Raw genomic sequence first — 12,111 nt, forward strand, 5'->3', positions numbered from 1 at the left:
CTTGGCCATTGCGCCAGAAACATCGTAGTTGTTGCCGTTATCTTTATCCCAAGCTGCTTTTAAACAAAGGTGTCTGGCAGCTTCTATTTGGGTGGCCATATCTGCTAGTTTGAAAGCAATGGCTTGGTGGTTGCATATTTCTGTTCCGAATGCTTTTCTAACTTTAGAGTATTGCTTGGCAAGTTCATATGCTCCAGAAGCAATACCGAGGGCTTGAGAGGCAATACCAATACGGCCACCAGAGAGTGTTTTCATAGCGAATTTAAATCCGAAACCGTCTTCTCCGATGCGGTTTTCTTTTGGCACTTTAACATCGTTAAATTGCAATGAATGTGTATCGCTACCTCTTATACCGAGCTTTTGTTCTTTAGGTCCAATATCAAAGCCTTCCCAGCCTTTTTCTACGATTAAAGCGTTAATACCTCTGTGTCCTTTTTCTCTGTCTGTTTGAGCAATAACAATATAGTAATCTGCCGTACTACCGTTAGTAATCCAGTTTTTTGTACCATTAAGCAAATAATGGTCGCCCATATCTATTGCGGTTGTTTTTTGTGAAGTAGCATCAGATCCGGCTTCAGGTTCACTTAAGCAGAAAGCTCCAATGGATTGCCCAGTTGCTAACTTGGTTAGGTATTTTTGTTTTTGTTCTTCTGTGCCATAAGTTTCTAAACCCCAGCAAACTAAAGAGTTGTTTACAGACATTACAACCGAGGCAGACGCATCTATTTTAGAAATTTCTTCCATGGCGAGAACGTACGATATTGTACCCATACCGCCTCCACCATATTTTGGGTCTACCATCATACCTAAAAACCCAAGTTCTCCCATTTTTTTGATTTGTTCATGAGGAAATTCTTGTTTTTCATCGCGTTCAATAACGCCCGGTAACAATTCGTTTTGCGCAAAATCACGTGCTGCATCACGAATCATTAAGTGTTCTTCAGAAAGATTAAAATCCATGTTGAGTATACGGTTTAATAAATTGTCAAAAAAGGAGCCCAAATATACTGTTTAAATAACAATTTTTCAATATAGTAAAGGGTTTTATGTCAATTATTTAGTGATGTAAGTAAGCATTAAAAAACTAAAGAGTTTGGTGATAATTTGCATTAAAACCCAATTACAATTTTTATATTTGTTTTTTCTGAAATGTGGGGAGTTTATCTTTTAATGCTACCCAAAACGATGGATTTTTTATACTAATACTAACTTAAAATTTTATGGAAACAATTGTAATTCTTGTTTTTGCAATAGGATATCTTGCGATTACTTTAGAACATAATTTAAAGATTGATAAGTTGATTCCTGCTCTTGCCATGATGGCATTATTATGGGCTATAATAGCTTTAACTCACATGCCTGTTTTTGAAGTGGTGGCCGGAGAAGGTAAACATCCTGTGCATTTAGAAGAAGTACTGCTACATCATTTAGGAAAAACAGCCGAGATTTTGGTGTTTTTATTGGGAGCAATGACTATTGTTGAAATAATAGATTATTTTGATGGTTTTGCTACTATAAAAGGATTTATAAAAACAAAAAGCAAAGTAAAGTTACTCTGGATATTTTCTATTCTTGGTTTTATATTATCAGCTATAATAGACAACTTAACTGCAACAATTGTATTGGTTACTATTTTACAGAAAGTTATTAATGACAGAAATACGCGTATATGGTTTGCAGGTATGATTATAATAGCTGCAAATGCTGGTGGTGCTTGGTCTCCTATAGGCGATGTAACTACTACAATGCTTTGGATTGGAAATAAGGTGACTACATTACAATTAATAGAGCACGTTTTGTTACCATCTATCTTATGTATGGTTGTTCCTGTTCTTTTTGCATCTAAGCTTAAGATTTTTAAAGGAGAAATTGACATGGATTTAAGTAACGATGCGCCAAAATCTAAACATGGAGCTACAATGTTATACTTAGGATTGGGTGCTATAGTATTTGTTCCAATTTTTAAAACGATAACACATTTACCTCCTTACGTTGGAATGATGCTTTCTCTTGCTGTTGTAGCTGCTTTTGCTGAAATATACAGTAGTGCTAAATTTAGTGTTTCTCACATAGATCAGGAAAGCGTTGATGCTTCACACCACAGCCCTGTTCACAAAGCATTATCTAAAATAGAGCTACCAAGTATTCTATTTTTCTTAGGTATTTTAATGGCCGTAGCAGCATTAGAATCTTTAGGAATGTTATTAACCTTTGCTGAAGGTTTAGATGAAGCAATGCCTAATAGAGATATTGTAGTTTCTTTACTTGGTATTGGATCGGCTGTTATAGATAATGTGCCACTTGTTGCGGCAAGTATGGGAATGTTCTCTGAGCCAATTGATAGCCCGTTATGGCACTTTATAGCTTATGCTGCTGGAACCGGAGGAAGTATGCTAATTATAGGTTCGGCAGCCGGAGTTGTAGCTATGGGAATGGAAAAAATTGACTTTTTCTGGTATTTAAAGAAAATTGCTTGGTTAGCCTTAGTAGGTTTTGTAGCCGGAGCAATTGCATTTGTATTGTTGAGAGATTTTGTGTTGAATGTATAATTTTCAAATAAAAATAACGTTACAAACAGAGAACATTAATTAATCTGTACCCTATGCTACTATATCAAGATCTAGCCCAAAACGCGCTAGAGAATGTTGCTACAGAAGAGAAAACACTATCTGTAATAGATTTAATATTTAGCGGAGGCACAGGAAGTATTGTAATCATTGCAATACTTTTTGTGCTTCTTTTTGTTGCGCTATATATTTATTTTGAACGGTTATTTGCCATTAAAGCTGCTTCTAAGATTGATAAAAATTTTATGAATCAAATTAGAGATCACATATCTAACGGTAAATTAGAGGCCGCCAAAATTTTATGTGCACAAACAGATTCTCCGGTTGCCAGGTTAACAGAGAAAGGAATTTCTCATATAGGCAAACCCTTAGAAGATATTAACAAGGCAATAGAAAATGCCGGCACGTTAGAGGTTTATAAACTAGAGAAAAATGTAAGCATATTGGCAACAGTTGCCGGTGCAGCACCAATGATTGGTTTCTTAGGAACCGTAATTGGTATGATTTTGGCATTCCATCAAATGGCTAACAGTGGCGGTCAGGCAGAAATGGGATCTTTGGCTGCCGGTATTTATACAGCAATGACTACTACCGTAGCGGGTTTAATTGTTGGTATTATTGCTTACATCGGTTATAACCACTTGGTGGTTAGAACCGATAAAGTGGTGCACCAAATGGAAGCCAATGCAGTAGAATTTTTAGATTTATTAAATGAACCCAGTTAATAATGAAGCTTAGAGGTAGAAATAAAATAAGTGCAGAGTTTAGCATGTCGTCTATGACCGATATAGTTTTTTTACTGTTAGTTTTCTTCATGCTTACGGCAAATGCTCCTAATGCTTTAGATTTGTTACTACCCAAAGCGAAGGGGAAATCTACCAATACACAAAATGTATCTGTTAGCATTAATAAAAACTTAGAGTATTTTGTAAATAGCGATAAAATAAATCCACAATACTTAGAAATAGAGTTAAAAAAAGCACTTAAAGATCAAGAAAAACCTACTATTATTTTACGTGCAGAAGAAGGTGTCCCAATCGAAAAAGCGGTGAATGTAATGGATATTGCTAACCGCAACAAATACAAAGTTATACTAGCAGTGAGGCCAAAATAAAAAATATGTCGTTGTTAGACACCAAGCATAAAAGAAAATCATTTACAATAACATCGTTGTTATTGTCTATGCTTTTGCTTGTTCTTTTTTATGTAGGACTTACCTATCTTGATCCGCCTCCTGAAAGTGGAATTTCGGTAAATTTTGGAACTACAACCACCGGAAGCGGAAGAATTCAACCAAAACAAAAAATTAAATCAGAACCTGTAAACACAAAGCAAGTTCAAGAACAACCTGTAGAAGAAAAGGTTGAGTCTAAGCCTGAAACCACTGCTGAAGAAAAAACAGAAAAAGCTACGGAAAAAGTACTTACACAAGATTCTGAAGAAAGTATAAAAATTAAGCAACAAGAAGAGGCAAAACGTAAGGCAGATGAGGCAGCAAAAAAGGCTAAAGAAGAAGCAGAAAGAATAGCAAAAGAAAAACGCGAAGCCAAAGAGCATGCCAAAAGAGAGCAGGAAGCAAAAAAGAAAAAACTCGATGAGTTAATGGGCGGACTAAACAAGTCTGAAGGAACAACAACAGGAAGTGAAGGAGACGATAATTTACCGGGAGATAAAGGGCAACTAAATGGAAATCCGTATGCAAGCAGCTATTATGGTGAGCCGGGATCCGGAACAGGAGGTGCAGGATATGGGCTTAAAGGTAGGACTCTTTCCAACAGGGGAAAAGTTGCACCAGACTGTAATGAAGAGGGTAGAGTTGTGGTAAAAATAGAAGTAGACAGAAGTGGTAAAGTAGTAAGTGCAATACCTGGGGTTAAGGGTTCTAGTAATGTTGATCCGTGTTTATTAGAACCTGCTAAAAAAACTGCTTTTTTACATAGATGGAATCCAGACCCCAAAGCTCCGAGCAGACAAATAGGTTTTGTTGTAGTGAATTTTAAACTTGGAGAGTAAAATAATGACTTACCAAGAAACGATTGATTGGATGTTTTCACAGCTTCCAATGTATCAGCAAAAGGGAATAAAAGCATTAAATAATAAGCTAGATAATACTATAGGTTTTGCCAAACACTTAAATAATCCTCATAAACAATTTAAAAGTATTCATGTAGCCGGCACTAATGGAAAAGGTTCAAGTAGCCATATGATAGCTTCTATTTTGCAAGAAGCCGGTTATAAAGTTGGATTGTACACTTCGCCCCATATAAAAGATTTTAGAGAACGAATAAAAATTAATGGAGCACCGATTAGTAAACAATTTGTTATTGGATTTATAAAAAAGCATAAGCCATTTTTAGAAAGCCAAACACTTTCTTTTTTTGAGATGACTGTTGGTATGGGATTCGCTTATTTTGCTCAAAAAAAAGTTGATATAGCTGTTATAGAAGTTGGGTTGGGCGGAAGATTAGACTCCACAAATATTATAACTCCAGAAGTTAGCTTAATTACCAACATTGGTTTAGATCATACGGCTATTTTAGGAGATACGCTATCTAAAATAGCAAGAGAAAAAGCAGGTATTATTAAACCGCATGTTCCTGTTGTAATTAGCGAATACCATAAAGAAACATTGCCTGTTTTTAAAGAAGTGGCTTTGAAAAATAATGCCGAGTTAATCGAAGCATTTACAATAAAATGTAATTATAAGACCGATTTGCTTGGAAAGTACCAGCAAAAAAACATTAAAGGAGTAGTAGCCACAATTAATCAGCTAAAAAAGTTTATTATAAAGCAAGAGCATATTGTAGACGGTTTACAGAATGTAGTAAAAAATACCGGGTTAATAGGGCGTTGGCAAATTTTAAATAATTGTCCGTTAATAGTTTGTGATACCGCTCATAATGTAGATGGTATTACAGAGGTTCTTAACCAAATTTACAGCCTCAGTTTTACAAAGTTGCATATGGTGTTAGGTTTTGTGAATGATAAAAATGTTGATCAAATACTTAATCTCCTTCCAAAAGATGCTAAATATTATTTCTGTAAACCCAATGTTCCTAGAGGGCTTAATCAAGAGTTGCTCGCAAAAAAAGCAAATAACTTTGGTTTAGTTGGAAGGGTATATAAAACAGTATCAGATGCTTACAAAGATGCATTAGAAAAAGCAACACCAACCGATTTTATTTTTATTGGCGGAAGCACATTTGTGGTTGCAGAAATAGTGTAAATTTTTAAAAATTTCTTTTGGCAAATAAAATATCTATTCTATATTTGCATCCGCAAACAACAAGGATAGGGTTCTTAGCTCAGTTGGTTCAGAGCACCTGCCTTACAAGCAGGGGGTCACTGGTTCGAATCCAGTAGAGCCCACAACAAAAAACCTCAGTGAAAACTGAGGTTTTTTTTATTTTATAACTATTAAACTATAATTTTTAAAGCCAGTTTAATAATCGTTCTAAAGCCATACCTCGTGATCCTTTAATAAGGATAGTTTTATTTTTTAACGGGTTGTTTTTAATAAAACTTTCCAGCTCTAGATAAGTTTTAAATTTTATGCATTGAGTTTGCGTTAAATAAAAATTTTCACCAACTAAAATAGGTTCTATTTTTTTAAGGTTTAAAGCTAAATCAGCTATGTATTGATGTTCTTTTGGGGCATCGTTACCTAACTCAAACATATCGCCTAATATTGCTATTTTATTTTGTTCGGTTAAGATCTCAAAATTTTTTAGAGCGGCTTTCATGCTAGAGGGGTTAGCGTTATAAGCATCTAAAATAATTTTATTGTTATTTGTGTTTAAAATTTGAGATCTATTATTGGTTGGCACGTAATTTTCTATACCTTTTTTAATATCTGAAGACGGTACTTTAAAATACAAACCAATAGCAATTGCAATGGCAATGTTGGTAAAATTATAGGCGCCTATTAGATTAGATTTAATTCTGGTGTTGTTTACTTTAACACTTACAAATGGAGAAGTGTTTTCGGGGTAAATATAAATGGTTGCTTCTGAAGTGTCACCAAAACCAATTGTGTTAGAATAGTGGTTTAGTTTTTCTTTTTGTATAGTATCATTTGTGTTATAGAAAATCGTTTTATTTCTTTTAATTAAATGCTCATATAACTCACTTTTTCCTTTTATAACACCTTCAACTCCACCAAAACCTTCCAGATGTGCTTTTCCGAAATTTGTAATTACACCATAATCCGGAAGTGCAATTTCACATAAAGCCGAAATTTCTTTTTGATGGTTTGCCCCCATTTCTACGATGCCGATTTCTGTTTGTTTTGTAAAAGATAAAAGCGTTATAGGAACTCCAATATGATTGTTTAGGTTTCCTTGAGTAGCAACAGCATTGTATTTGGTACTTAAAACAGTATAAATTAATTCTTTTGTTGTAGTCTTCCCGTTACTACCAGTGAGCGCAATCACGGGTATATTTAAAAATTTTCTATGATGGGTTGCAAGTTCTTGTAGCGTTTTTAAGCTATTGTTTACTAAAATTAATCTTGAATCTTTTTCTGCTACTGTAGTATCATCAACAACAGCGTATTTAGCTCCTTTGTTTAATGCATCTATTGCAAAAGTGTTACCATTAAAGTTATCGCCTTTAAGGGCAAAAAAAATAGACCCTTCTTTTATTTTTCTAGTGTCTGTACTTATGCCGGTTGCTTTTAGAAAAAGCTGGTGTAATTGCTCTGTTGTCATAAGCTCGAAGATAAAAAAAAAGCCCTTTGTGCAAAGGGCTTTTTTTAGTTATGAAAAAGATTTATCCTCTAGGTCTTTTCTTTAGTTTTGATTTAGAACCTACACGAGACATAGCACATCTAAATCCGATGTAGTCTGTAGCCATGTACTGTGGTAAATAGCGTCTTTGAGCAGGATCTAACCAATATGCTCTATCTTTCCATGAACCACCTTTGTAAACTCTTACTTCGTCATCTATAAGAGTGGTTCTAGAGTTTGATTTATCGTATTCACGAATTAAGTTTCCAAGAGAGTCTCTAGTTACACGATGATTAGGAGAATTGTACATTCTAACCTTATCGTCTGCAGCTTCTTCATCATCATAAGCAAACCTATCGTAGTATCTAGATGAGCTCAAGTCACCATCTCTAAAGCTTCTATTGTCGCTCTTAGAGAAGTTGGTTCTTAAATAAGTTTCTTCTTCTCCAATCGGAACGGTAGCTAACTCACCTGGCATATCTCTTGCAATGATTTTTCCATTCGGAAGCGTATCATATACTATATTCTCTCTAGAAACTACTGCTACTTTTCCGTCTTTGCCTATAGCAGCTTTTGTATATACATTTCCTCTATAGTAATTAAAATCGTTAGCTTCGTCATCTACAATAGGTCTGTAAACGTCTGCAACCCATTCGGCTACATTACCGGCCATATCATATAACCCAAAATCGTTAGGAGGGTAAGATTTTACAGGTGCAGTAATATCTGCTCCGTCATCAGACCAACCGGCAATTCCGCCATAGTCTCCTTTACCTTGCTTAAAGTTAGCAAGCTGATCGCCACGGGTAGCACGTTTGCCAGAACGAGTGTACTCGCCTTCCCACGGATATTTTTTTCTTCCTCTATAATTATTGTATTCTCTAATTCCAACTAATGCTGCAGCTGCATATTCCCATTCTGCCTCTGTTGGAAGTCTGTATTCCGGTAAAATTATACCACTGGTGCGTTTTGCAAAGCTAGGAACGGTATCTTTTTTTCTTGCACGAGCAAGCGAGTCTATATTACCGCCATAAGTGGCTTCAGGACGGTTTAAATAGGTTTCTGTGCTAAAGGTTCCGCTTACTTCGCCTTCTGTAACAGCATATTTAGTTCCTTTTTCTAAATAGCCCTCACGTTCTAATACAGCTTCATTTACACGGTCTGTTCTCCACTCGCTAAATTGTACCGCTTGAACCCAGTTTACACCTACTACCGGATATTCTGCATAGGCAGGATGACGCAAATAATTATTGGTCATTTGCTCATTAAAACCTAAACGATTTCTCCATACCAATGTATCTGGTAATGCTCCTTTATATATATTAGTATAATTTGGATTATCTGGAGGGAAAACACGCTTAATCCAATCTAAGTACTCAAGGTACATAATGTTGGTTACCTCGGTTTCATCCATGTAAAAAGATTGAACATGTTGTTGTGTTGGAGTGTTGTTCCAATCGTGCATAACATCGTCTTGCACTTTACCCATAACAAAAGTACCGCCTTCTATAAAAACCAAACCGGGAGCAGTTTCTTGCTCTTTAAAGCTGGTGTTGTACTGGAAACCGCCTTCTTTAGCATTAATTTTCCAGCCAGTAGCTCTCGATACATTTTTAGAAGACGATGAGTTTTTACAGCTGTACATGCCGCCTAACACAACAAGTAGCGAGAATGCAATTCTAATAGATTGTCTTTTCATAACTAAGATTTGAGTTCTAAATAAAATTTGACCACAAGAATAACCAATTTTAAGCTATTGCAGCCAATTCAAAATAAATGTTTACTCGCTATTTAAACGCAATCAAATTCAATTTATTTTATACAAATTAAAAATTACCAAAATAATTGTCAGCCTTTAAACGCAATGATTTTTACTTAACTATTAAACGTTGTATTTTTAAATACATTGTAAGCTGTTTTATAGGGTGCTATGTTTTTTTTTGATGTAAAACATTAGTGTTAACATAAGAATAAGAAAATTTTAACGTTAAGCATAAAGTAATAAAGGTTTGCGCACTTTGTTACAAATTTCTATTTAAACTAATCACATGAAAAAATATTTAATAGCTTTTATTGCTTTTTGTAATGTGTTTTCTGGGTTCTCTCAAGACGATACACAATCTAGAGTAATTACCACGGCTGTGCCCTTTTTATTAGTAACTCCAGATGCCAGAGCGGCCGGGATGGGTGATATTGGTGTAGCTTCGGCTACAGATGTATACGCTCAACAGTGGAATCCTGCAAAATATGCATTTGCACCAAGCAAAATTGGGTTTGGAGTGAGTTATACACCTTACCTAAGTAGTTTAGTGAATGACATTGCACTTTTAAACGGCTCATTCTATAATAGAATAAATGAACGTAGCGCTTGGGGAGCCAGTATTAAATATTTTAGTTTAGGCGATATAGAGCTTAGAGATAATGCCAATGATATAGGTTTAACAGTTAGACCAAACGAGTTTGCAATAGATATTTCGTATGCATTACGATTAAGCGATCATTTTTCTATGGCGGTTGCAGGTAGATACTTAAGCTCTGACTTAAAAATACAATCAGAGAATATAGATGCTAATGCTGCCGGAACTTTTGCAGTAGATATTGCCGGATATTACCAATCGCCGGAAATAATGTATAATTCTTTTGATGCTCGTTGGAGGTTTGGATTTAACATACAAAATGTTGGGCCAAAAATAAAATACGATGAGGCTGGAAGAGAAGAATTTATCCCTACAAATTTAAAATTAGGAGCAGGCTTTGATTTTTTATTTGATGAAGCTAACAGGCTAAGCCTCCTAACAGAAATTAATAAACTACTAGTACCTACACCTAAAGATTTTGACGGTGACGGAGATATAGATTCAGACGATCAAAATCAATATCAAGAAATTAGTTTTCTTAGTGGAATATTTAAATCATTTGGCGATGCGCCCGATGGTTTTAGCGAAGAGCTAAAAGAAGTAACTTGGGCGCTTGGTGCAGAATATGTTTTTCAAGATGCATTTGCTTTCAGAACAGGATATTTTAATGAAAGCGAAGAAAAAGGAGCCAGAAAATTTTTTACATTAGGCGCCGGATTTAAATTTAAGGCAACAACAATAGATATTTCGTATCTTTTCTCCGCCTCTAAAGTTAGAAATCCGTTAGAGAACACTTTGCGTTTTTCATTATCGTTTAACTTAGGGGAGGAATTTTTTGATTTTTAAACCTAATAATGAAAAAAGTAACCGTACAAACTACACTTACACAGTATAATAGTTTAGAGCAACTACCGGAACAAGCTCAACATTTAATGCAAGAAGCTATCAAAGCCAGAGAAAAAGCATATGCACCATACTCTAATTTTAAAGTAGGAGCTGCTTTGCTTTTAGATAATAATAAAATTGTTACCGGAAACAATCAAGAAAATGCTTGTTATCCTTCAGGCTTATGTGCAGAGCGTGTAGCTATTTATCATGCCGGGTCACAGTTTCCTGATGCCAAAATAGTTGCACTGGCTATAAGTGCAGCATCTAACAATTATACAGTAACAAAACCGGCGCCCCCTTGTGGCGCTTGCAGACAGTCTATTGCAGAATATGAGTTTAAGCAACAGCAGCCTATAACCATATATTTTATGGGAGAACAAGGGCCAATAATGTCTTCAGAATCATTGGCTAATTTGCTACCTTTTTCTTTTGATAAAGATTTTTTGTAGCCTATCTCAAAAAAAATGCAATAAAACTAGCGTACATTTTTTCACTTTTACCGAAAGTATTACTTTTGTAATTCTTGTTTTTAAGGGTTATTGCTTAAAAGCTAATAAGTAGTTATACACCATGAAAAAAATTACAAAAGAAGTATACCTTAAGTGGTATGAAGACATGCTTTTTTGGAGAAAGTTTGAAGACAAACTTGCAGCAGTATACATCCAACAAAAGGTAAGAGGATTTTTGCATTTGTACAATGGTCAAGAAGCGGTTTTAGCAGGTTGCTTACATGCAATGGATTTAACCAAAGACAGAATGATTACTGCTTACCGTAACCATGTACAGCCAATTGGTATGGGAGAAGACCCCAGAAAAGTAATGGCAGAGCTTTATGGTAAAGCTACAGGAACCTCTAAAGGATTAGGAGGTTCTATGCATATTTTCTCTAAAAAGTACAGGTTTTATGGCGGTCACGGAATTGTTGGAGGGCAAATACCTCTAGGAGCCGGATTAGCCTTTGCCGATAAATATTTTAAGCGCGATGCAGTAACCCTTTGTTTTATGGGTGATGGTGCTGTTAGACAAGGTTCACTACACGAATCATTTAACCTGGCTATGTTGTGGCAATTACCAGTTGTGTTTATTTGTGAAAACAACGGGTATGCCATGGGAACTTCAGTAGAGCGTAGTTCATACTCAACAGAAATTTGGAAATTAGGATTAGGGTACGAAATGCCTTGTGGCCCGGTAGATGGTATGAATCCTGTTAAGGTAGCAGAAGCTGTAGACGAAGCAGTACAACGTGCCAGAAGAGGTGGCGGTCCAACTTTCTTAGAGATGAAAACCTATAGATATAGAGGTCACTCTATGTCTGACGCACAGCACTACAGAACTAAAGAAGAAGTAGAAGAGTACAAGAAAATAGATCCTATCACTCAAGTACTAAACATTATTAAAGAAAATAAATACGCTACAGACGAGGAGATAGAAGAAATTAACAAAAGGGTAAAAGATTTAGTAGATGAATGCGAAAAGTTTGCAGAAGAGTCTCCGTTCCCTGATGTTAATGTAATGTACGATTCTGTTTACGAACAAGAAGATTATCCGTTTTTACCACATAAACTTTAAAAA

The 12,111-nt window shown here is 35.4% G+C and carries 11 protein-coding genes and 1 tRNA gene (1 of these 12 running past the window's edge); 9 read left to right on the forward strand and 3 right to left on the reverse strand.

Translation table 11 applies throughout. From position 1 onward, the window contains the following. Positions 1-960, reverse strand: partial view of an acyl-CoA dehydrogenase gene (locus tag ACZ5CF_RS05025; protein ID WP_464580746.1) — the 5' portion only. Its footprint begins 183 nt before the window's first position; 960 of the gene's 1,143 nt are visible here — the first part of the coding sequence; its start codon is at positions 958-960; its stop codon lies off the left edge, out of view. Positions 961-1,220: 260 nt separating this feature from the next. Between ACZ5CF_RS05025 and nhaD the strand changes: the two genes are divergently transcribed. The 6 genes from nhaD to ACZ5CF_RS05055 all read left to right on the forward strand — a co-directional run bounded on the left by nhaD (position 1,221) and on the right by ACZ5CF_RS05055 (position 5,936). Beyond that, complete coding sequence (gene nhaD, locus ACZ5CF_RS05030; protein WP_464580747.1) at positions 1,221-2,549, forward strand: sodium:proton antiporter NhaD; 1,329 nt, start codon at positions 1,221-1,223, stop codon at positions 2,547-2,549. A 53-nt stretch (positions 2,550-2,602) separates the two neighbouring features. Then, the gene (locus ACZ5CF_RS05035) at positions 2,603-3,292 is read left to right on the forward strand and encodes a MotA/TolQ/ExbB proton channel family protein (RefSeq protein ID WP_464580748.1); all 690 of its coding nucleotides are present in this window, start codon (positions 2,603-2,605) and stop codon (positions 3,290-3,292) included. A gap of 2 nt (positions 3,293-3,294) precedes the next feature. Then, positions 3,295-3,681, forward strand: a complete 387-nt coding sequence (locus tag ACZ5CF_RS05040) for an ExbD/TolR family protein (protein WP_464580749.1) — start codon at positions 3,295-3,297, stop codon at positions 3,679-3,681. A 5-nt stretch (positions 3,682-3,686) separates the two neighbouring features. Beyond that, a complete protein-coding gene (locus ACZ5CF_RS05045; protein ID WP_464580750.1) occupies positions 3,687-4,580 on the forward strand; it encodes an energy transducer TonB in 894 nt (297 codons plus the stop codon). Positions 4,581-4,584: 4 nt separating this feature from the next. Further along, entirely contained in the window at positions 4,585-5,793 is a 1,209-nt protein-coding gene (locus ACZ5CF_RS05050; RefSeq protein WP_464580751.1) for a bifunctional folylpolyglutamate synthase/dihydrofolate synthase, read from the forward strand. Positions 5,794-5,861: 68 nt separating this feature from the next. Next, positions 5,862-5,936, forward strand: a tRNA-Val gene (locus ACZ5CF_RS05055). Between the two features lie 62 nt (positions 5,937-5,998). On the opposite strand, the gene ACZ5CF_RS05060 is transcribed toward ACZ5CF_RS05055, so the two are convergent. Both ACZ5CF_RS05060 and gldJ read right to left on the reverse strand, forming a co-directional pair. Continuing rightward, positions 5,999-7,276, reverse strand: a complete 1,278-nt coding sequence (locus tag ACZ5CF_RS05060; protein WP_464580752.1) for a UDP-N-acetylmuramoyl-tripeptide--D-alanyl-D-alanine ligase — start codon at positions 7,274-7,276, stop codon at positions 5,999-6,001. Between the two features lie 61 nt (positions 7,277-7,337). Beyond that, the gene (gldJ, locus tag ACZ5CF_RS05065) at positions 7,338-8,993 is read right to left on the reverse strand and encodes a gliding motility lipoprotein GldJ (RefSeq protein WP_464580753.1); all 1,656 of its coding nucleotides are present in this window, start codon (positions 8,991-8,993) and stop codon (positions 7,338-7,340) included. Between the two features lie 349 nt (positions 8,994-9,342). Here gldJ and porV point away from each other — a divergent pair, with 349 nt between their 5' ends. The 3 genes from porV to pdhA all read left to right on the forward strand — a co-directional run bounded on the left by porV (position 9,343) and on the right by pdhA (position 12,108). After that, a complete protein-coding gene (porV, locus tag ACZ5CF_RS05070; RefSeq protein WP_464580754.1) occupies positions 9,343-10,497 on the forward strand; it encodes a type IX secretion system outer membrane channel protein PorV in 1,155 nt (384 codons plus the stop codon). 8 nt (positions 10,498-10,505) lie between these two features. Continuing rightward, entirely contained in the window at positions 10,506-10,988 is a 483-nt protein-coding gene (gene cdd, locus ACZ5CF_RS05075; RefSeq protein WP_464580755.1) for a cytidine deaminase, read from the forward strand. A 121-nt stretch (positions 10,989-11,109) separates the two neighbouring features. Then, on the forward strand, positions 11,110-12,108 hold the full coding sequence (pdhA, locus tag ACZ5CF_RS05080) for a pyruvate dehydrogenase (acetyl-transferring) E1 component subunit alpha (protein ID WP_464580756.1): 999 nt from the start codon (positions 11,110-11,112) through the stop codon (positions 12,106-12,108). The last annotated feature ends 3 nt before the right edge of the window (positions 12,109-12,111 follow it).

It is taken from the genome of Lutaonella thermophila, from assembly GCF_055387725.1.